The sequence below is a fragment of the Stenotrophomonas maltophilia group sp. Smal32 genome, assembly GCF_030237085.1.
In the GTDB taxonomy this organism is placed as follows: domain Bacteria; phylum Pseudomonadota; class Gammaproteobacteria; order Xanthomonadales; family Xanthomonadaceae; genus Stenotrophomonas; species Stenotrophomonas maltophilia_Q.
In genome coordinates this window covers 14,659-33,975 of sequence record NZ_JASJSI010000030.1, presented here as the reverse complement: position 1 = coordinate 33,975, position 19,317 = coordinate 14,659, and the positions used below count along the sequence as shown (strand labels likewise).

Annotated in this window: 21 protein-coding genes and 1 pseudogene; 10 read left to right on the top strand and 12 right to left on the bottom strand. The window is 62.4% G+C overall.

Translation table 11 applies throughout. From position 1 onward, the window contains the following. Window positions 1–42 precede the first annotated feature (42 nt). The 3 genes from QRO91_RS09725 to QRO91_RS09715 all read right to left on the bottom strand — a co-directional run bounded on the left by QRO91_RS09725 (window position 43) and on the right by QRO91_RS09715 (window position 1,675). Window positions 43–573, bottom strand: a complete 531-nt coding sequence (locus QRO91_RS09725; RefSeq protein ID WP_049426805.1) for a nuclear transport factor 2 family protein — start codon at window positions 571–573, stop codon at window positions 43–45. Between the two features lie 36 nt (window positions 574–609). Beyond that, window positions 610–978 (bottom strand): hypothetical protein, encoded by a 369-nt coding sequence (locus QRO91_RS09720; protein WP_285310373.1) that lies wholly within the window; start codon window positions 976–978, stop codon window positions 610–612. A 115-nt stretch (window positions 979–1,093) separates the two neighbouring features. Next, window positions 1,094–1,675, bottom strand: a complete 582-nt coding sequence (locus tag QRO91_RS09715; RefSeq protein WP_258015513.1) for a hypothetical protein — start codon at window positions 1,673–1,675, stop codon at window positions 1,094–1,096. A gap of 509 nt (window positions 1,676–2,184) precedes the next feature. On the opposite strand from QRO91_RS09715, the gene QRO91_RS09710 reads away from it, so the two are divergent. Further along, window positions 2,185–2,502, top strand: a complete 318-nt coding sequence (locus QRO91_RS09710) for a hypothetical protein (protein WP_100443830.1) — start codon at window positions 2,185–2,187, stop codon at window positions 2,500–2,502. A gap of 49 nt (window positions 2,503–2,551) precedes the next feature. Here QRO91_RS09710 and QRO91_RS09705 read toward each other — a convergent pair whose 3' ends face one another. The 5 genes from QRO91_RS09705 to QRO91_RS09685 form a co-directional block, all read right to left on the bottom strand. Continuing rightward, the gene (locus QRO91_RS09705) at window positions 2,552–2,899 is read right to left on the bottom strand and encodes an RcnB family protein (RefSeq protein WP_197633116.1); all 348 of its coding nucleotides are present in this window, start codon (window positions 2,897–2,899) and stop codon (window positions 2,552–2,554) included. A 134-nt stretch (window positions 2,900–3,033) separates the two neighbouring features. Then, window positions 3,034–4,470, bottom strand: a complete 1,437-nt coding sequence (locus tag QRO91_RS09700; RefSeq protein ID WP_197633117.1) for an efflux transporter outer membrane subunit — start codon at window positions 4,468–4,470, stop codon at window positions 3,034–3,036. After that, complete coding sequence (locus tag QRO91_RS09695) at window positions 4,467–5,351, bottom strand: biotin/lipoyl-binding protein (protein WP_197633118.1); 885 nt, start codon at window positions 5,349–5,351, stop codon at window positions 4,467–4,469. The genes QRO91_RS09700 and QRO91_RS09695 overlap by 4 nt, the downstream gene beginning before the upstream one ends. A 1-nt stretch (window position 5,352) precedes the next feature. Next, window positions 5,353–5,562 (bottom strand): DUF1656 domain-containing protein, encoded by a 210-nt coding sequence (locus QRO91_RS09690; RefSeq protein ID WP_197633119.1) that lies wholly within the window; start codon window positions 5,560–5,562, stop codon window positions 5,353–5,355. Between the two features lie 4 nt (window positions 5,563–5,566). Beyond that, window positions 5,567–7,528, bottom strand: a complete 1,962-nt coding sequence (locus QRO91_RS09685; RefSeq protein ID WP_285310372.1) for an FUSC family protein — start codon at window positions 7,526–7,528, stop codon at window positions 5,567–5,569. 70 nt (window positions 7,529–7,598) lie between these two features. Here QRO91_RS09685 and QRO91_RS09680 point away from each other — a divergent pair, with 70 nt between their 5' ends. Continuing rightward, window positions 7,599–8,393 (top strand): helix-turn-helix domain-containing protein, encoded by a 795-nt coding sequence (locus QRO91_RS09680; RefSeq protein ID WP_049426760.1) that lies wholly within the window; start codon window positions 7,599–7,601, stop codon window positions 8,391–8,393. A gap of 18 nt (window positions 8,394–8,411) precedes the next feature. Then, window positions 8,412–9,400 (top strand): annotated as a pseudogene (locus QRO91_RS09675) (RHS repeat protein); the annotation flags it as partial. A gap of 1,000 nt (window positions 9,401–10,400) precedes the next feature. Here QRO91_RS09675 and QRO91_RS09670 read toward each other — a convergent pair. Continuing rightward, a complete protein-coding gene (locus QRO91_RS09670) occupies window positions 10,401–10,553 on the bottom strand; it encodes a hypothetical protein (protein ID WP_285310371.1) in 153 nt (50 codons plus the stop codon). 139 nt (window positions 10,554–10,692) lie between these two features. On the opposite strand from QRO91_RS09670, the gene QRO91_RS09665 reads away from it, so the two are divergent. Together QRO91_RS09665 and QRO91_RS09660 are read left to right on the top strand one after the other, a co-directional pair. Next, window positions 10,693–11,910 (top strand): S1 family peptidase, encoded by a 1,218-nt coding sequence (locus QRO91_RS09665; RefSeq protein WP_065428059.1) that lies wholly within the window; start codon window positions 10,693–10,695, stop codon window positions 11,908–11,910. A 697-nt stretch (window positions 11,911–12,607) separates the two neighbouring features. Beyond that, on the top strand, window positions 12,608–12,943 hold the full coding sequence (locus tag QRO91_RS09660; RefSeq protein ID WP_197650716.1) for a DUF6984 family protein: 336 nt from the start codon (window positions 12,608–12,610) through the stop codon (window positions 12,941–12,943). A 45-nt stretch (window positions 12,944–12,988) separates the two neighbouring features. Here QRO91_RS09660 and QRO91_RS09655 read toward each other — a convergent pair whose 3' ends face one another. Further along, window positions 12,989–13,363, bottom strand: a complete 375-nt coding sequence (locus QRO91_RS09655; RefSeq protein WP_049426757.1) for a hypothetical protein — start codon at window positions 13,361–13,363, stop codon at window positions 12,989–12,991. A gap of 648 nt (window positions 13,364–14,011) precedes the next feature. On the opposite strand from QRO91_RS09655, the gene QRO91_RS09650 reads away from it, so the two are divergent. The 4 genes from QRO91_RS09650 (at window position 14,012) to QRO91_RS09635 (ending at window position 17,707) form a co-directional block, all read left to right on the top strand. Then, a complete protein-coding gene (locus tag QRO91_RS09650; protein WP_197650207.1) occupies window positions 14,012–14,614 on the top strand; it encodes a DUF998 domain-containing protein in 603 nt (200 codons plus the stop codon). Window positions 14,615–14,915: 301 nt separating this feature from the next. Next, window positions 14,916–16,055, top strand: a complete 1,140-nt coding sequence (locus QRO91_RS09645) for a hypothetical protein (protein ID WP_197650208.1) — start codon at window positions 14,916–14,918, stop codon at window positions 16,053–16,055. A gap of 222 nt (window positions 16,056–16,277) precedes the next feature. After that, window positions 16,278–17,129 carry a hypothetical protein gene (locus QRO91_RS09640; protein WP_197650209.1) on the top strand — a complete coding sequence of 284 codons (852 nt, stop codon included), beginning with the start codon at window positions 16,278–16,280 and terminating at the stop codon, window positions 17,127–17,129. Between the two features lie 143 nt (window positions 17,130–17,272). Continuing rightward, window positions 17,273–17,707: a DUF4279 domain-containing protein gene (locus QRO91_RS09635; RefSeq protein ID WP_197650210.1), complete on the top strand. Its 435-nt coding sequence runs from the start codon at window positions 17,273–17,275 to the stop codon at window positions 17,705–17,707. Window positions 17,708–17,711: 4 nt separating this feature from the next. Here QRO91_RS09635 and arr read toward each other — a convergent pair whose 3' ends face one another. Then, entirely contained in the window at window positions 17,712–18,146 is a 435-nt protein-coding gene (arr, locus tag QRO91_RS09630; protein ID WP_197650211.1) for an NAD(+)--rifampin ADP-ribosyltransferase, read from the bottom strand. 126 nt (window positions 18,147–18,272) lie between these two features. Further along, window positions 18,273–18,524, bottom strand: coding sequence for a ubiquinone biosynthesis accessory factor UbiK (locus QRO91_RS09625; RefSeq protein ID WP_197620762.1), 252 nt, complete (start codon window positions 18,522–18,524; stop codon window positions 18,273–18,275). Between the two features lie 155 nt (window positions 18,525–18,679). Here QRO91_RS09625 and QRO91_RS09620 point away from each other — a divergent pair, with 155 nt between their 5' ends. Beyond that, window positions 18,680–19,018, top strand: coding sequence for a P-II family nitrogen regulator (locus QRO91_RS09620; RefSeq protein ID WP_005411374.1), 339 nt, complete (start codon window positions 18,680–18,682; stop codon window positions 19,016–19,018). Window positions 19,019–19,317 lie beyond the last annotated feature (299 nt).

The window sequence follows — 19,317 nt, the reverse complement described above, 5'->3', positions numbered from 1 at the left end:
ATCGGCAATCGGCAATCGGCACTCACCGCCCTCAAGCGACGTTCAATCGGCCGGGCTGCGTGAGTCGCGGATCGAATAGATCACCGAAAAGATCTTCCAGCCCTGTTCGGTGCGGATCAGCTGCCACATTTCCTTGCCCCAGTTGGTCTTCACCCCATCGTCGTTGAAGCTGTAGTCGAACGACACCGAGGCCACGTCGCCATCCGTCTCGATCTTGGTGTTGGAGAATGTCTCTTCTTTTGGCTTGGGCGAAGCCACCGCTCCGTCGATCAGCGCGATGAAGTTGTTGGTGGGAATCTGCCGAGCCTTGATCGCATCGGGCTTGGTCTTGCGGATGTCCTGCAGGCGCGCGTCCTCGGAAACATACTGCCAGCCGATGTCTTCCGGCTTGTCCGAGAAGAACAGGCCCATGTAGGTCGGCTTGTCCTTGTTGATCAGCGAGGTGCGGAACGATTCGACCACCTGTTCGATGGCCTTGACGTCGGCGGTGGCGTTCTGTGCGGCATAGGCCGACAGGCACGCCGGAAGCAACAGGGCGAGGGCAGTGAAGCGTGCGCGTGCGTTGGGCATCATGGGGTCCTGAGGGGGGAGTAGGGTGGCGCTGGCGCATCACCGCGCGTAGGTTCGCCAGAAGAGCACGCGGCCTTCGGTCCTGTTGATGGCGACGAAGACTGACTTTCTGGATTCGGGCGCGCAGCGAAAGACGCGGTACGACGCACTGAGCGTCGCGTTGCCAGGCCACCAGTGTCGATTGAATGCAACAGGATTACTGTTGTTGAATGTGGTCGCCTGGCAATCCGCAGGAAGCTGCAGTGGTATCGCAGGGGGCTTGGCGAAGGCCAGCGCGCTGGTGTTTGAGTCGAGGTCGTGCACTTCGCGCAGGTCGGTCGCTTCGTGGGGCACCCAATCGGGAATCCATCCCTTGTTCACCATGTCGGCGTCGATGGCCTGCTGCTGGGTGTCGAACGAACTGTCCATCACCAGGCTGCAGGCGCTGAGCATCGTGCAGACTGCCAGTGCAAGAGTGCTTCTCATCCCGTTCCTGGCAACGGCTGTAACGCTCGTGTTCATGCTGGCATGGGCTGCCATTGAGCTATCGGGTCAGCGCGTCGAACAGGCGATTGCGGTCCGCATCGCTCATCGACCAGCCCTGTCCGAGCGGGGCCATGCGAACGGATTCGGTCCGGCCGCAGGCGCGGTACTGCCAGGTCTCCGAGCCATCGGGCTGGGCTTCCACGTCGATGCCCTCCAGGCGCGCGCACTGCAGCCGGGCCAGCGCCATCGGCGCGAAGTGCAGCATGTAGTGCTGTACCCGGTCGGCCGGCATTGCCGTGCCGGCAGGCAGCGGGTGGGCCGGGCCGTACTCGGCGAGCAGGCCAACGCAGGTCGCTGCGGCGGACAGGGGATTGCGACCGAAGGCGCGGGAGGCATCCCGCTCCACACTCTTTCCCAGAGTCTTGCCTTCCTTGCTGCTGGCATAGACCTCGGCGGCCTGCAGTTGCGCGGCGTCGAGTGTCGATAGCCAGTGCTGACGGCCCTCCTGCAACTGCAGTTTCAGGCCGGGTAGAGTCTTCTGGCAGCGCACTGCGATCGCCTGTGTCTGCACGAAATCCTGCCCACGATCGCCCGGCGTTGCGGTCGCTGTTGCCGCCGCTGGGGCAACAGCGAGGGCCATGCAGGCGATCACCAGATTCCGTCCCATTCCATTGCGCATCCTGCACCTCATGGCGAGTTTGACGGCGCACGCTAGCACGGATGACGGGCGCCGCAACAGGCCGGTTTGACGTTGAGGAAGGTCTGCGAGGATGATGCGCGGGCGCGCGGCGCAGGAGGGGATCTGTCAATGAGGACACTGATGTGGGGGCTTGCCGGCCTGTTCTTGGCGTAGGTGGCCGGTTGCTCGGCGATCTCGGCGTGGCATTCCCACGCGCTTGCCTCGGTCCCGGTCGGGGCGAGCAGGGCCGAGGTACTGCGGGCGCTGGGGCAACCTGACGTGGTGGAGCAGGCCGGTGTTCCCTTTGCGCGCTATGCGAGCAGTGGATGCAGTGGTCGCTGTGCGCAGCGATGGTGGTATGAGAACCGGCTGGGCCTGGATACCGAAGCCTGGTCGGTAGAGCTGGATGCTTCCGATCGCGTGCTCGCAGCGTCGCGCTGGACATCACCGTAGAAGACCGCGACGAGCGCATGCGCATCCACCGTCCTTTCATATTTATCGCAAGCCTGGCCCTGATGGCGTGGTGCACGTTGATGGGCATACTGGTGCTCATCTATGGCTTCGACGGGCAGGGCCTGCGCTGCGGCAGGCTGTGCTCACTGGAGGTCTCCATCCGCCTGCTCTTTGGTGATCGGGGATTCGAAATACTGGTGGCGATGGGGTTATTTGCCACAGCGCTGATGTGCGGGCGTACCGCACTGCGGGAGGGCATGCATGCCGGGCGGCCACGGAGGCAGGCGGGGCGCCGTGGGCGCAAACACCGCCGACCGGGGCGACCCCTGTCGTAAGGTGTCTGCACCGAGGTAAATAGCTCAGTGTGGGACGCTGCAGGTCGCTTCAGCGATGCAGCGCGTCAATGATCAACCCGGTGGCGATCTCCACCAGCAGGTACTCGCTATCGGACTGGCGCACCCAGCGCCGGTCGCGGCCCGGCTCGCGCAGGTCATAGCGCGCGTAGTCGTCCACCCAGTAGCGGCGGTCCACTTCGGCCCAAGGCAGGCGGTCCCCACGACGCCAGGCCTTCTTCTGCCAGCCCGGCGGCGGCGCATCGCGGTTGTGCGGGCCGCCTGCATGCGGCGGCGGGCCGTTGCCGCGGGCGTGGTGCGGCGGATCGGCGAAGGCGGGGGCCGCAGCCAACGCGGTAGCGGTGGTCAAGGCGATGGCAAGCAAACGTGTGGTCTTCATGGATGTGCCTCCGTCATGGCCGCAGCATGCGGCGCTGTGGTGGGAATATAGGGCGGAGAGCGTGAATGAATACGGGTGTGCGCGGCACTTTCCTGAACACACGGCGTGACGTGCAGTCGCCGCCCCTGAACGGATCAACGGGCTCCGCCCGCGGCCGAATCCGTTGCGGCCCAGCCTCCGCCCAACGACAGGAAAAGATCCATCTGCCGGTCAATGCGCTCCGCGCGGGAGGCGGCCAATGCGGACTCCGCATCTGCCAGCGCGGCCTGGGCCGAAAGCACGTCGAGAAAATCAATCCTGCCGAAACGGTAGAGTTGCTGTGCCTGCCCGGCGGCCCGCGCTGCATCCCAACGTGCCTGCGCCAGGCTGTGCTCGCGTTCAAGCTCCTGCGTGCAGGCAGAAAGCGCAGTCTCGGTCTGGCGAAGTGCCTGCAGCACTGCGCCGTCAAAGGAAGCAAGAGCCGTATCTGCATTGGCACCGGCCGCTGCGATGCGGGCCTTGACTACGCGGCGGTTGGGCCAGTGCCATGACAGCAGCGGCCCGACGCTCGCCCCGAAACTGTCGGCGGAAAGCAGCTGCCCTCGCGTGCCTGCTGTGCCCAGGGATGCGCCCAAGGTGACCCGCGGATAAAGGTCTGCGGTCTCCACGCCGATCATCGCCGTGGCCGCCGCAAGGCTACGTTCCGCAGCACGTATGTCGGGGCGCCGCTGGAGCAGCTGCCAGCCGTCACCGATCGGCAGCGCCTGCTGCAGCTCAGGGGGCTGGGGGCAGGTTTCCGCCTCCCTGGGATAGTCTGCCGGGACCCTGCCCATCAGGGCGGCCAGTTCGAACAGTGCGGCCTGGCGTTCCGCCAGCAGGTGCGGTATCCCCGCCGCGCTCCGGTTGACTGCGGCTCCGGCACGGCTGACATCGAAGTCCGTTCCGCGCCCGCCCGCAGCCAAGCGACGGGTTGCCTCCAGCGTGGCGCGCTGTATCGCCAGCACCTGCCGGGTCGCAGCGAGCGTGTGATTGCTTGTGCAGATCTGGAGATAGGCACGGGTGACGGCAGCAGCGACGACCACGCGGACCTGGTCCCGTGCCGCAGCGACGGCCTCCGCGTCCGCATTGGCGGCTTCGATGCCGCGGCGGATGCCGCCTGCTAGATCCAGCGGATAGGAGAGGTGAAGGCCCAGCGCATAGGATTGCGGTGCGGCCGACGCCTGGGTGTAACCACCGGCATGGGTGAGCGCGCCCGATGCATCCACGTCGGCCTGCACGGAACTGCGCGCGCGGTACTCGGCCACGGTTGCGCTGGCGCGCCGAAGGTTGGCATCGGCGGCGCGCAGGTCGGTATTGGCCGCCAGTGCTTCGCGTACGTAGGCGTCAAGCTGGGGGTCGCCATACAGTTGCCACCATCGATCCGGTGGCGCGTCGCGGCTGAACGGTGCTTCCTGGCCCGAGACGAACGCCCGCGCCGCCTGGGGGGAGGCCGCGAACGCATTCGCAGGCAGGTGATAGTCGGGGCCGGATACGCAGGCCGTCATGGGGAGCAGCAGGGCAAGCAGCCCACCGCGTAGTGTTCGCACGCTCACTTGCAGGCTCCCGGCGCCGAGGGCGTGATGGTCACACTCGCAGTGCGACCCACGATCAGGCGGGTATCCGACGGCGCATCATCGATGCGGATGCGTACCGGGATGCGCTGTGCCAGCCTCACCCAGGTATAGGTTGGCGCCACGGCCGGCAGCAGATTGTGCGTGCTTGAGCGCTGATCGTCGGCAATGCCGGCGGCGATGGTGTCCACGTGTCCGCGGACGTCGCGGGTGTCGCCCATCAGCTGGGCCACGGCGGCATCGCCCTCGGTGATGCAGCCCAGTTTGGTTTCCTCGAAGTAGCCCTCGATGCGCAGGCTGCGGGTGTCGATCAACGCCAGCGCCTGCGCGCCCGGTTGCAGGTAGTCGCCCGCATGCAGGTCCAGGTTGGTGACGATGCCATCGGTGGTCGCGCGCACCTCGGTGCGTTGCACGTTGAGCTGGGCGACGCGCTGTTCGGCCCGTGCCTGCGCCAGGGTGGCCAGCTCGGTATCGACCTTGGCGGCATTGCGTTCGCGCGTTTCCGACGCGACCAGGTTGCCCAGTGCGTTGTCCCGCGTCGATTCGCGACGGGCCAGCGCCAGCGTGGCATGTGCGCTGCTGACCGCTGCGTCGGCCTTCTCAAGCGCGGCAGCGAAGCGTGGCTGATCCAGCACCAGCAGCAACTCTCCGGCGCTGACCCGCTGGTTGTCGTGCACCAGCACCCGGGTCACCAGTCCCCCCATGTCCGACGCAACGCGAACCACATCGGCGCGCACCCGCCCATCCCGCGTCCAAGGGCGCATTTCGTAACGATTCCAGAGGGAGAGCGCGGCAGTCGCGGCAAGCGCACACACGGCCAGTGTTGCGCTCCAGCGGCCGATGACAGCAAGCAGGTGTTTCATTTCATTTCTCGAGCAGGGGCGAGAGCCGGACCATCAGCTCCGCCAGGATCACGAACAGGGACAGGCCCACCAAGGGCCGCGCGGCGAACAACCGGTACAGGCCGAGGCTGGCGAGCAGACGTGAGGTCAGCATCGACAGCGCCAAGGCGGCAGCGGCCACGGCGAGCAGGCCGGGAATGAGCACGCCATCAATGGAAAGATCAGAAGGCATGAGGTCAGTGCCGATGGGTATGCGGGGAAACGAGCAGATCGCGGCGCAACCCACAGAGCAGGTGCGACAGATGCTCCTGCTCAACCCCGCTGCTGGCCGCCGCTGTCTCGCGCATGCGGTCCAGCAGTTCCAGAAGATGGGTGTCGACACTGCGTGCCGCGTGGGCGCGGATCCTGAAATGTGCGGCGACGTGTTCGATCAGCGCCGCATGAAACGCTTGCGTGCGTGGATCGTGCAGACGCGTGTCCAGTGCGCGGAGCTGGTTGGATGCATGTGCCGCGCGAACGTCCGCAAACAACGCCCGCAGGTCGTGTGCTGCGCTGGCACGGCCCTGCAACCTGGGAGCGAGCAGCCCGATTCGATCCAGCATCCGGCTGAGCCAGGCGCGGGTCGCATCACCTTGTCCGGCGGCGTGTCGTGCGATGTCCCGGCGGATCGAGCGCTCCAGCCGTGCGCGGTTGCGGCCCGCATCGGCGGTCTGGAAAAGCTGCATGCTGCACAGTGCTACCGTCGTACCCACGAACAACGCAACGCTGTTGTTGAGCGCGCCGACGATGTTAACCGTGCTGGTCGCACCGAGGCCCGCGATGAGCGGGAAGGTCAGTACCACGCCCAGGGCGGCCATGATGAACGGTGGCCGGGCAAGGAACGATCCGCACAGCAGCAGCACCGGCGCGAGCGCGGCAATCAGGCCGGTGATATCGGACAACGCGGGGAAGATCAGCAGACCGTAGAGCAGGCCGACGGCCACGCCGATGCACGATCCCACCAGGTAGCGCATGACATGCGGTGCCGGCGCTTCGATCGTGCCGAACAGCACGCACGCCGTGCCGATGATGGACACCGCCGTGGCGCCCTCCGACCAGCCGGTAGCGATCCATAGAACGCAGCTCAGCAGGATGCCGACGAACGCGCCCAGCGCGCTACGCAGGGCAAGCCGATGATCCCGGTGAAGTACCGCACCCTGCGCATGCCGCACAAGGCGAGCAGGTACATGCCGGCGCCAGTCGGAGCGGGCAGTGCGCAGTTGTGCCTGCAGCACGCGGCAGTCGGCGTGGGCGAGGTCGAGCTCGGTCTGTTGCGCGGCGAGGCCGGCCTGCAGGAGATTGCGCCACCCGGTTGAATCCATCTGCGGTGAACGCAGCCGGTCGATGGAATCTTCCACCGCGCTGGACAGCATCAGGACGTCCAGCATCCGGTCATGCAGGGCACGCAGGATCTGCACCTGCGCCACGCCGTGGGCGCTGTCGAAGGGCAGGTGGATCGACAGCACATGCAGCTCGAGCAGGTCGGCGGCCACTTTCGAGCGGTCCGTCGCCAGCACCGTGTCCGATGCACCGGCCCGCATGTCGCGTGTCCATCGTTCCGCATCATCCAGCACAGCGGCAACCCGCGCGTGCACGCGCATCGAGACCCGGCGCGGCAGCACCAACCCGTGGACCAGCGTTGCGGCCAGGATGCCGATGGCGATTTCCTGCACCCGCGTGATGGCGATGGTGAACACGTCTTCCGGCACCATCACCGCAGGAAACCCAATCAGGCTGGTGGTATAGCCGGCCAGCAGGAACGCATACGCACGCGGCGTGCGGTCGAGCATCGCCAGGTACAGGCACAGCGCCATCCACGCCGCGAGCGCGGCGCTCAGCACCAGGGGGGCATTGGCAAATCGTGGCACCAGTGCGACGGTGGCGAAGGCCCCGCCCACGGTGCCGAGCAGACGGAACAGGCCGCGGCTGAGTGTCGCCCCGGAAAGGGGCTGCGACACCAGATAGACCGTGCCGATCACCCAGAACGGGCGATTCAGGCCGATCCGCAGGGAGACATACAGCCCTAGCGACGCGGCGAGCAGGCATTTGAGCGAGAACAGCACCGCCTCCTGGTCGGTCCTGAGGGCAGGGCTTTTCAACCGGGCAAATGCCTGGCGCATGTAGGGGTGGAACGGGGTGGGGGAGTGCATGCGGCTCATGCTAGTGATCGGCCGCACTGGCGAACTTCGCTACAATGACAACCAATCGCTAAAACCGGTCAATGTGAGAATGGCTCGCATTTCGCTCCCCGGCTTTGACCTGGACCCGGACGAGACCGATCGCCCGGCGGTCGCCAGCCGCCTGCAGGTGGCCGAGCACGACGCCGAGATTCCCGTGCATGAGCACCGCAAGGGTCAGCTCATTCTTGCGCTGCATGGGGCGGTGACCTGCGAAGTGGCCAATGCGTTGTGGATCGTGCCGCCCCAGTGTGGCGTCTGGATTCCGGGTGGCATGCCGCACAGCAACCGCGCCACCGCCAACGCGCGCCTGTGCTACCTGTTCGTCGAGCCCGGCATCGTCGATCTGCCCATGCAATGCGTGACGCTGGCGATCTCCCCGATGCTGCGCGAGATGATCCTGCACCTGGCCGACGCGCCGCTGGACTACCCGCATGGCAGCCACACCGACCGGCTGGCGCGCGTGTTGCTGGACGAGCTGGTACAGATGCCGGCCGAGCACCTGTCGTTGCCGGTCAGCCATCACCCGAAGGTGCGTGCATTGGCTGCGGCATTGTCGGCTGATCCGGCAGACCGCAGCACCATCAGCCAGTGGGCCGTGCGCCTGGCCCTGGGCGAGCGCACGTTGACCCGGCTCATCGAACGGGAAACGGGATTGTCCTTCGGGCGCTGGCGGCAGCAGCTGCACCTGCTCATCGCCATTCGTGAACTTGCCGCGGGTGCACCGGTACAACGCGTTTCCGAGACGCTGGGCTATGAGTCGGTGACGGCCTTCATCACGATGTTCAAGAAAGCGCTTGGCCTTTCCCCGGCGCGGTACTTTGCCGTGCGGCTGCGCGGGCAGTAGCGGGGAACAACGGGGGAAGCCGTTGCCTGGAACGTGCGCGATATCCAGGGCCGCATCAGCCAGATCGGCCTGACCCGGCCCGGCCAAGCCCGCCAGATCGTCGTGAACAACGTGACCTATGCGGCCTTCGGACCGGCGACCGGTTGGACTTATGGCAACGGCCGCCAGTTGCAGCGCCCGCTGGACCTCGACTATTGCCCGCAGGCGGTGCACGACCCGGCGGCAGGCGGCCTGTCGCTGGGCTACGGCTATGACCCGGTCGGCTCGGTCACCGAGCTGAAGAACGGCACGGGCTCGACGGTGCTGGCCAAGTACGCCTACGACACGCTGGGTCGCCTGACCCAGACTCAGGACGGCGCGACCGGCACGCCGATCGAAACCTATGCCTACGACGCCACGGGCAATCGGACCGCGCTGACCACCTCGGCAGGCACCGCCAGCTACACCTATCCCGCAACCAGCCACCGGCTGACCGCCGTGGATGGCGAAGCGCGCACCCAGGACGCGGTGGGCAACACCACCAGCATCGGCAGCAAGACGTTCATCTACAACGATGCGAACCGCATGAACGCGGTGAGGCAGGGTGTGCCGTGCTGGAAAGCTACGGTTACAACCATCGCGGCGAGCGCGTGCTGCGTACTCCAGCCGGTGGCGCAGCTCAGATCACGCTGTACGATGAGGCCGGACAGTGGCTGGGCAGTTATTCCGCCACGGGCGAGGCCCAGCAGCAGGCCATCTGGCTGGACAACTACCCGGTGGCACTGATCAATGTGCCAAGCACTGGTGTGCCGGAGCTGGCCTACGTCCAGTCGGATCACCTAGGTACGCCGCGCGTGGTGTTCGATCGGGTACGGAATGTCTCGATCTGGGAGTGGAGCAACAAGAGCGAGGTATTCGGCACCCAGATTCCGAGTGCCGATCCGGATGGCGATGGTGTGGCGTTCGAACTGGCGTTGCGCTTCCCGGGCCAGCAGGCCACGGATGCGAGCGGGTTGTTCTACAACCATAGTGGTTCGATCAAAACATCAAGGGCGACTCCAGCGCTGACTCCGCTGCGGATCAGCTGGCAAACCGCCTCGGACGATCATCTGGACAAATGAGCCGTACGCGAAGTTGCTCGCAGATGTGCGGGAGCTATCGACCCGGTGGAAACTTCCCTTACTGATGACTCGGATGCCTCAGATGTACGCTCCCCAGCTGCTCCCAATCGTGACGCAGTCAATCGCACTTTCTGGTTGCATGGAAGTTGCCAGCACCGAGTATGCAGACCGCAATCAAGCCGTCTCAAGGCAAGCAATCGGTGAATCCAAATGGTTGCCTTCATGGTTGCCAGAGGATGCAGTCAATATACGCGAGTCGCACGACATTGACACAAATGAATCGTGGCTGGTTTTCCGCCTGACCAGCGGGGCTCTTACTTTGCCCGAAGAATGTAGGCTGGTGAGCAGGCCGGAGGTGTCCGGCGCGCGAGTCATGCGGAGATTTCCACAGTTTGCTCGCAGCGCGTGGTCACGAGAATCAAGCTACTCCGGGATGTTCTATCTGTGCCCGGAGGGTGATGCTGGTCGCTGGGTCATGCGCGATGAAGAACAGGGCCTTGTTTACAGCCGAATAGCGCTATAAGTGGCCGGGCGGTCTCGCCTGGGAAGCGAAATGCGTGGCTGGCACTTGGCGATCTCCTATCCCGGTGCCTGGTTCGCTACTTTCCGGCCGAGCGTCGAGGTCCGGCATGGGTCACATCGACCTCGTCACTGGCCATGTTCGCGAATGGGAAGGCGCTGTCTGAGCATTGCAGGTTCCGGCAGGTCCTGGGGCGCGTGGCCGTGGTGACGACTGTATGGGAGGGGTTCTGTGATATCGGCTCCATGGCCTATTGTGGCTGCAGCGCAGGCGGCGGGTGGAGGCGAATGGAAATGAAAGACAAAATGAGAGAAAGAGAGGCGCTGTCGCCAACTGGCTTCTATGACCAATACTATGCGGACAGTGGCCTGGATCAGGAAGTACAGCTCATACAACCGGAACGAAGTGGAACGGATGATTGAGCTGTTTTGCACGCAGCAGGAGCGGCTGGGTGTGTACGAAATCCTCAGGCAAGGAACCAATCGCCTGATCCATGAAGTGCTTAAACTCATCTAAAGATGCGCGAACGAACACCACCACAATACAGACACCAGGGTGCACAATCATTCCACTGAGACTTGTGAGCTAGGTCGCGGTGTCGGAGGGTAGACAGTGCTAGGCTCGCGCATCGAGGCATGTGAAAGCCTCGATGATTTGTTACAAGCTCTGGAGATGTCGCATGAAATGGAAGGTTCTAGGATGCTCCGCAGCACTTCTTGTATCCACCTGTGCTTTGGCGCAGGTGCCTGACGCTGACACGCAAGAAGGCAAGGAGATGCAGATTCAGATTCACAGCTATATGAGTGAACACCCCACGGTCTCGATAGACGAAGCAATCACGCGCCTAGCGGTACAAGGTGAGGTGATGTCGGATATTGAAGCGTTGCGTATCGAGTTCGCAGATCGTCTAACGGAGCTGTCGATAAAAGACGCGCCAGATCAACACATCTTGGTTCAACTCAAGGGGCCAGATCCAGTCGCGGATCGAACGATTACCACCGAGAGCGGGACGACCCGTGTGGTGTTCGAGGTTGGTCACAAGTACACCCAGGACGAATTTTACGCGCTCCTTGCTCAGCACAGACCTCTTCTTCACAGCGCCATACCAGGCATCACGGGGACGACTGGGTTCCCAGGCGAAGAACGGGTGCTGATTGACATAAACGGCGACAGCCGCCAAGCAGAAGAGTTGAAGGATACAATCAAGAAGCTTGAAAGAGTCACCGGTCTCAAGATTGAAGTCCGCCCCAACATGCCGAAGTCGGTCAACGCGGAGTATGTTGTTGGCGGCGCCCCCCTCCAATCCAACAATAGCTACTGCACCTCAGGATTTCCGGTTATTCATAAGGCCACTGGACGAAGGGGTATCACCACTGCGGCGCATTGCCCCGACAATCTAATCTATGGCAACTACGCAACCGGCGCAGGGAAGTACACCGTGCCGCTGACGTTCGTGGACCAGATCAATGATGCGAGCCACGACGTTCAGTGGCATACGGTGGGGTCACACACACCGCTACGGGAGGTGTATGCCACCTCCACTTCGGATTACAGTAGGCGCCGCATCATGTACATGTGGACCAACGCTACTCAAGGCCAGAGCATGTGCTTCAGAGGCGTCACCAGCCAATACACCTGCGGAACAGTCGTGAGCATCAAGCACAGGCCCGAGCTCGCATGCGGTCCAACCGGAAACCTTCCCTGCGCGGACGCGTGGATACGCATCGAAGGATCGTCGTTGGCGTGCGGATTTGGAGATAGCGGTGCCGCTATCTTCTTCGGAGACAATGGATACGGCATTGTCGCTAAAGCAAGCCTGAAAGACGGAAGTTGCAAGGGAGTCTCCGCAATGCCTTGGGGCGCAGTCAGCGCATTAGGGCTGGAGGCAGGCGGTTAGTCGCTACAACGAAACGTCCGGCTGAGGATGCTGGCTTTGCATCCTCAACCGGATATCCGCGATCGACTCTTTTTAATTGATTAAGTGAGCACGCCCGGTCCCTCTGGAGTTGAGGCGGTCAAATCGATGCTGGACGTGGTGAAGGAGAAGAATGTTAAGAAGCTGGGCGGGGTCTGATTCAAAGGTTAATCGTCCAGTGCTTCCTGGGTAGCCATCAGCCGCCAAGTGCATGCCGCGTGTCGAACTTTATTGGGGCGGCTCGTCGCTGGCGCGGTGGCGCTGTCTTGGGTTCTAGAATATCTCGATGTGCAGGGCGACGTTTGCGCGTGTCTCGTCGTGATTGCTTTAGATCCTCGGCTTTGTATGTTTCCCGCTACTGTCGCTGGAAGACGTTCTCCATCGATGCGTTGTCATGGCTGTTTCCTATCCGGCTCATGCTGCACAGGATGTCTGCTCGCGCAGAACGCTCTGCCAGTTTTACTGGGGGGAGAGCGAATTGAGTTCGCCAAGGTTGACGATAACGAGCCGAGACTCGCTGATCTTCTTGATCGTTGGAAGGCGGTCGGCTATCCGCTGTCCGGTCTGAAGTGTTTTCGTATCGAGACCAGCTCGACCGGAAGCGTCATTCTGATCTACGCCAGGACATGGCGGATCGAGCATCTGTCGATGGCGGATGCGGTGCCCTGAAGGACATTCCGTGCCCAGATTGCTCACCCCCGACGAGGTCTCCCTCATCCATAGGCTGCTGCCGGAGACGACCGAGCTGTCCGAACGGTTGTTGAAGGATCTGGCGCTCGCCCAGGTGGAGGACGTGGAGGTCGTCGGATTCGGAGGCGTGGTGTTCCTGTCCAGCACGACCCAGGTCTTCGGAAGCGACATTGCCACTGCAATGCTTGCCGATGCCGACGGCGTGCCGGTGAGAGTCACCCTGTGCCTGGACAATCACGATCTGCTCTTCGAGCTGGAGCTGTGCAAAGTGGACTTCTCACCGATCATCGGCGTCGATCTGAGGAGCGCTTTCAGCGAGCACTGACGCCTGCTGAAAGCGATCCAAGCTGAAGGGCGTTGCGCATGGCATTCACCCTTCGGGCTGCAAGCGCCCCACCGCCTGCGCGCACAACGACTGGCAGGCCATGACCAACCCTTCCATGACCCGGTCGCCCACGTACTGCCCGGGTTCGCCGTTCTGCCGGGTGCGTTCGGCCGCCAGCAGCATTTCCAGCACCACCCGCAACCCGGTCAACGCGCAATCGGCGTCGGCCAGGGCCAGGCAGCGCCCGGGCAGCTGATGCCGCTCCGGCCAGGGGTGACCGTCGGCCGCCGCACCGGAGCCGATGCGGTGGAGGTTGGCGATGAAGGTGTTCCTGTCCATGGCAGGCGCAGCCTGTGGCGAACCGTCGTCGCCGGCGGCGCTGCGGTAGGCGTGCAGATGCGGGAAGTCCGATTCGTTCATGGCGAGGCTCCGTGCAGGGCAATCGGTAGCCGCCACCCGAAAGGTGGCGGGCGGTACGTGGTTCGAATCCGGGTTGGCCTCAAGCCGGCGGGCGCGAACGCCCCCAACGCACCGCCCGCCATAGCCGGCAGACGGATTGCCAGCCGACACCACGCAAGGTGATGCCGGCTGGCAAGCGCAAACTACTTCCCAACAAAACGGGCTTTCGAGTCCCGACCACCGATGCACGGTGGCGCAGTAACGATTACCTGCTGTTGTTCGGAATGCCAACGGGTTGGGGTCAATGCCGCCAAAACCCGAGACGCTTTTGGCATTGTCGCATAGCCCCGGATGCGGCGAGAGCCTTGGCGTGCTTGGCGCAGCGGCACTTCTGGAACGGAGTCTTCAAATTTTTCCGCCAGAGGCGCCAAGCGCGGCAAAAGCGACAGCACTCGCCCATCGGGCATGCGTGATCGCCCATGCAACCGAACCGTTGCGACACCCGCTAGATGGTTTAAATGACTTCCTGCCTATTGAACCTACCGAGTGCCGCGCGCAATCTGACTACCGCTGTAGTCAATCAAGGCCGTCCTGCCCACAGCAGCAAGGTTCTGCAGCGTTTGAACGGATTCCCTCCACTGGCTCAGGCCAATACAAGGATCACTGCACGTGCAACGCCGCAGCCGACTGCTTCTCTGCGCGGGTCTGGTCCCGCTTCCGTGGTTCCTGTTCTGGACCAGCGTTGCCGCCGTGTTCGCGCCGGGCTACAACCCGCTAGCGCAGCACGCCAGCGAACTGCTGCAGGCGCCCACGCTTGCAAGCATCTGCGGCAGGATCGCCGCTATCGGCTCCGGCCTGGGCTTCGTGGCGTTCTCCATCGGGGTATGGCGGGAGTCCGGCCGCCGCATTGCCGTGGGCGCGATCTGCTGGATGATCTTTGGCATCTCGATGCTGACCAACGGGCTCTGGCCCATGGGCCATCCGATGCATGGCTTCTACACCATCGGCATCGCCAACATCATTGCACCGGCGATGTCGCACATCGAATTGAGCGCGTGGTCTGCCAACCGAAGGGCGTATGCCGTGACCGCTGTGGTGAGCATCGCGAGCATCGTCTATCTCTGGTTGAACGTGGTTGGGGCGGATCCGGAAGGGTTCAGGGGGCTGACACAGCGCGTGTTCTCGTCGATCAATTCGCTGTGGCCGTTCCTGGTTGCGCTGTACCTGCTGCGCAGGGGACCAAGCGCGCTGAAGGCGCAGCCGACGTATTAATCGGTAGGCGTGCAGGCACATGGACGACCATTGAGCGTGTGGGGTTGAGAAGGAGATGAGATCTTTTTGCCGTCAGCTGATCTACGTTCAAGTGCACCAGGATCACTTCACTGCGCGCGTGGTGGGTGGAGACATCCGTAAAGGGTAGTCGTTTGTTGGACGGCCGGAAGGAAAATCATAGCGGACAAAGGTCGTTAACGTGGCAATTGAGGGCAAGCCCAGAGCATTGGTCGTTGGCATCGAGTGGACGACGACGCGATACTAGAGATACTCGGAAAGCTCTGGTCAGATGGAGGTGCGCGTGACTGCTGAATTTCAGGAGATCGGACACTCTGGAGGAAGAATCGAAGTTCGGGTAATGACTCACCACGATTCCGGAAGGAGGGCCTACCAACTTCGATATGTCCATCGCCGTGCGGTCCCCGCAATATTGATTCAACTGTATGCCCTGCCGCAGGGCATCGCCCTTGAACCAGTTGACGCTGCAGGAATAGGAGAAGCAACTACGCCGCCATCGGTGCCAGGTGCTTGGCTGGTCATGATTTGCTCGGATAGCACGGGTCAGTTTGGACATCGTTGCCCGCGTTGCGAGGGATATTGGCGCAGCGGACCGTGGCCAGCGATCTGCCCCTACTGTCGTTTTGAAGCTCCGCCAATTAGTTTCCTGTCGAATGCGCAGAACGCTTTCATCAGGCAATACTGCGCCCGTATGAGCGAAGCCTTCGATTCAGATGAAGATGGCGTCATTGAGATAGACATGGATGCAGTGGCTGATGCGGTAGGTGCGGATACTCCAAAGCCAGCATTCTACGTATCCGAACAGAGTCAACAGCACCAGTTTGATTGCGCCGCATGCCGATCATTCAATGATGTGCTTGGACGTTACGCGTATTGCTCGTCATGTGGAACGCGCAATGACCTTGCAGTTTTCAAGGGCGAATCCGTATCCGCAATTCGCGAAATATTAAATTCCAACAATCGTGCTGAAGATGCGGTGCGAAGTGCAGTTTCCGCATTCGACTCGTTCGCGGGTCAGTACGCGAAGCAGCTGGCAGTCCTTGTCCCCATGACAAACAGGAGGCTCGACAGACTTCGTAGAAGGTTTCATAACTTTGACGAAACGGCTTCGATGTTCAGTTCGTTCTTTGATATCGACATCGGTCGTGATTTGAGGTCAGAGGATCTCAAGTTCATCGCGCTACAGTTCCATAGGCGCCACGTTTTTGAGCACAACGGCGGTGAGGTTGATGAAGTTTACCTTCGGGAAAGCGGTGATACGTCCGTGAAACTAAAGCAAGTCATCCGGGAGTCATCGGCCAGCGCCCACCGGCTCTTGGATTTGTTGGGCCGAGTAGCAAATAACCTACATGCTGGGTTCCATTCGATAATCCCGGTCAGGTCGGCGCCCATTGAATGGGCTCGTGAACATGGTGCACTGTAGCGATGGTGAAAGCGATCATGGCAATAGAGCCCGCCGCGCATGTCTAACGATTCGAACAAGCTGACGCTGCTTCGAGGCACGGTTTCATTATTCGCGTGGCACGTCTGTGGATCAGGCGCTAGAAACCGGGTCAGAGGATGGTTTTCATATGAGCCTTGGGTAGGTTGTATAACCGGACCTGTAGAGCCGTCTATTGGATAATTTTCCAGCAATGGGGAAATCATGGCCGATCCAAATTTTTCAGAATCGCAACTGCAATCTGCTGTGAATGGCGCCTTGGTCCGGTATGCTTTGGAACATCACAGGGCTTGGCTGTTGCCACACGTTGTTTCACTTTGGGATGAGTTTGATCTTGGCTGGGATACCGCATTTGTGGCGCCATGGTTCGGAGGCGGGCATCCTGATCAGGATGGGTGCAACCTGTTCATTCAGTATAAGCTTTCGGATCAACTCGTTAGCCAGGGCGCAGCGCAATGGACCCATTGGAATGAGCCATACTACCGGTTCAAGATTCCGCACAGTACGCTGGGTAAGAATAAAAAATACATTGACGATTTTCATCAATGGGAAAGCCTTGCGAAGCTCGCGAAAGCTGGCTATGCAACCTTCTATGCGACAAACAGCACACTTTGCAAAAAGGAGCTGCAGGCTCATTACAATGCGGGGGAGTTACTTGATCGAATTGCGTGGCTAGACGTGCACGATGTTAAGCATAAGAAGCATCGCCATGTCACTTTCACGCCTGAATCGAATTTCTTTTATCTTCACAGTGAATTGGAAGAAGTGAACAGGCGGCCCATCGTGGAGGTGCTGATGCACCTATCCGAGGAGCGCCTGAACGAGAGCTTGCCACGCGCAAATGAGAGGCTGATTGCTTACTTGGCGGAAATTTTGGAGCAGGAAGGATCGGAGCAAGGCGGCGGTCCATATCGCGATGAACTCGCACGAATTCGTAACTTCTCGTTAGATGGAAATGATGCGTTCTTCGCTAGGCGCGTTCACCTTCTACTTAGGTCATTTGTCAGCCGGTACCTAGGAGCCACGCTACTCTGGATACCTCGGCGTACCGGCTAACAATTCGTCTGTGTTGACGACACTTTTAATCGGAGCCATCTTTGTGGGCTGCCAGCAGGCTGGGCACGTCCGCTTCTGGCCGTTAGCTGACATTCAAGAGGCATGCAGAAAGAAAGGAATTCCCAAAGGAAAACTGGATTCCCATGGCAGCATTCGATCATTCCCTGGTAACCCTCCGATTCTTCGGCGACGACCTCCTGCCCGAAGAAGTCAGTGCCTTGCTCGGGGCGACTCCGACCGCTTCACATCACAAGGGCCAGGAACTCAAAGGTAGCCACTCAAGCACCGTGCGTATCGCCAGGTTCGGAAGCTGGCGACTCAGTGCGGCTCGGCGTGAGCCTGAAGATCTGGACGCGCAGATCTTCGAGATCCTCGATCAACTCACCGGCGATCTCGCCGTATGGCAGTCATTGGCACGGTTCCGGCCTGACTTGTTCTGTGGTCTCTTCATGGGCAGCAGCAACGATGGTGTCTCACTTTCGCCCCGCGTCCTGCTTGCCTTGGGAGAGCGCGGCATTGAGCTCGGGCTGGACATCTACGATGCCGATGAAGAAGTGCGCAACGCCCAACGCCAGTAGGTCATCAATTGATGATCTCCCCACTCCCCGAAGCAACAAACGCCCTCAACTGCCGAACGAACTCCGCGTCGTAGAGCTCCCACTCCACAATCTCCCCAACCACCCGCAATGGCTGCGCACTCCGATACGACCGCGTCGGGTTCCCGGGAAATTTCTTGTTGGTCACGTTCGGGTCGTCCTCAAACGGCCCGGTCGGCTCCACCACATACACGCGCGGCCGCCCTTCACCCCGGGCCATCTCCGCAGCCAGCCCGGCGCCCTTGGCAATCGTGGTGAAGTAGATGTGGTTCATCACCACACTGTCGCGATAGTTGGACCTGAAGCCCGCGCTCAGCAGTTCGCCCACCGCGAGGTCAGCGCGGGTACCGTGATAGAACGGCCCGGCGACCTGGTCGCAGGTGTCATGCGAAACGGGTGTCCATTCGGTGTCCTGCGTCATCGCTGCTGCCCCTCTCTGTGCTGCCGGATCGACAGGCCGGCGAGTCTAGGGCGTCCGGTGGGCCTTGCTGCAAGGCTCCATCCGGGAAATAATCTGTAAACGGGAGGCGCGGTGCGCCTCTTTTTTTCATTCTGCGGCGCCGCGGCCTTCCAGCTCGCGTACGGCCTGTTCCAGCGCGTCCAGCTTCTCGCGGGTCTTCAGCAGCACGGCGCGCTGCACTTCGAATTCCTCGCGGGTGACCAGGTCGAGCTTGGCCAGGCCGGCCTGCAGCGCGCTCTTGAAGGTGGCCTGCAGCTCCTCGCGCGATTCGCGCAGGCCCGGCGGCACCAGGTCGCTGAGGCGACGTGCAAGGTCATCGATTTGGTTCAGGTCGATCATGGGGTGCTCCGTGGGGGTGGGCCCGTGCATCCGGCGCGGGCGGGCCGATCGGGCACAAGGATACTGCCGGCACCCATTGCCCGGACAGGCCGCAACGGCTTCGCACGGGCCGCGTTCAGGCGCTATCCTCCACGCCGGAAGACAGGAGATAGACGATGAAGATGGTCATGGCGGTGATCAAGCCGTTCAAGCTCGACGACGTGCGCGAAGCGCTGGCCGAGCGTGGGGTCACCGGGATCACGGTGACGGAAGTGAAGGGCTTTGGTCGCCAGAAGGGCCATACCGAGCTGTACCGTGGCGCGGAGTATGTGGTCGATTTCCTGCCGAAGGTGAAGCTGGAAGTGGCGGTGACCGATGACCAGGTGGAGGCCGTGGTTGAGGCCATCGTGAAGGCCGCGGGCACCGGCAAGATTGGTGACGGCAAGGTGTTCGTGTACGACCTGGGCAGCGTGGTGCGTATTCGTACCGGTGAACTGGACGCGGACGCGTTGTAAGCAGCCGGCGGGAATCTGTAGAGCCGAGGCCCCCCGCCCCCGCCGTTTCCAGCATGGGCGCAAAAGCGCGGACCCCCGGCGGGGGGGGGGGGCCGCGGGGGGGGGGGGGGGGGGGGGGGGGCCGGGGGGGGGGGGGGGGGGGGGGGGCGGGGGGGGCCGCCCCCGCGGCCCCGCCCCCCGGGCCCCGGGTAACCCCCCCGGGTGGCCCCCCGCCCGCCCCCCCCCCCCCGGCCCCGGAGGGCCCAGCACCGACTCGTCCGTGGGTGACGGCCTGGCCAGACCCCTCGGGCTTTTCTCGC

Coding starts and splice junctions, on each gene's coding strand:
- QRO91_RS09725 (WP_049426805.1), bottom strand. CDS start 573: ATGATGCCCAACGCACGCGCACGCTTCACTGCCCTCGCCCTGTTGCTT.
- QRO91_RS09720 (WP_285310373.1), bottom strand. CDS start 978: ATGGACAGTTCGTTCGACACCCAGCAGCAGGCCATCGACGCCGACATG.
- QRO91_RS09715 (WP_258015513.1), bottom strand. CDS start 1,675: ATGGCCCTCGCTGTTGCCCCAGCGGCGGCAACAGCGACCGCAACGCCG.
- QRO91_RS09710 (WP_100443830.1), top strand. CDS start 2,185: ATGCGCATCCACCGTCCTTTCATATTTATCGCAAGCCTGGCCCTGATG.
- QRO91_RS09705 (WP_197633116.1), bottom strand. CDS start 2,899: ATGAAGACCACACGTTTGCTTGCCATCGCCTTGACCACCGCTACCGCG.
- QRO91_RS09695 (WP_197633118.1), bottom strand. CDS start 5,351: ATGAAACACCTGCTTGCTGTCATCGGCCGCTGGAGCGCAACACTGGCC.
- QRO91_RS09690 (WP_197633119.1), bottom strand. CDS start 5,562: ATGCCTTCTGATCTTTCCATTGATGGCGTGCTCATTCCCGGCCTGCTC.
- QRO91_RS09685 (WP_285310372.1), bottom strand. CDS start 7,528: ATGAGCCGCATGCACTCCCCCACCCCGTTCCACCCCTACATGCGCCAG.
- QRO91_RS09680 (WP_049426760.1), top strand. CDS start 7,599: ATGGCTCGCATTTCGCTCCCCGGCTTTGACCTGGACCCGGACGAGACC.
- QRO91_RS09665 (WP_065428059.1), top strand. CDS start 10,693: ATGAAATGGAAGGTTCTAGGATGCTCCGCAGCACTTCTTGTATCCACC.
- QRO91_RS09655 (WP_049426757.1), bottom strand. CDS start 13,363: ATGAACGAATCGGACTTCCCGCATCTGCACGCCTACCGCAGCGCCGCC.
- QRO91_RS09640 (WP_197650209.1), top strand. CDS start 16,278: ATGGCCGATCCAAATTTTTCAGAATCGCAACTGCAATCTGCTGTGAAT.
- QRO91_RS09635 (WP_197650210.1), top strand. CDS start 17,273: ATGGCAGCATTCGATCATTCCCTGGTAACCCTCCGATTCTTCGGCGAC.
- arr (WP_197650211.1), bottom strand. CDS start 18,146: ATGACGCAGGACACCGAATGGACACCCGTTTCGCATGACACCTGCGAC.
- QRO91_RS09625 (WP_197620762.1), bottom strand. CDS start 18,524: ATGATCGACCTGAACCAAATCGATGACCTTGCACGTCGCCTCAGCGAC.
- QRO91_RS09620 (WP_005411374.1), top strand. CDS start 18,680: ATGAAGATGGTCATGGCGGTGATCAAGCCGTTCAAGCTCGACGACGTG.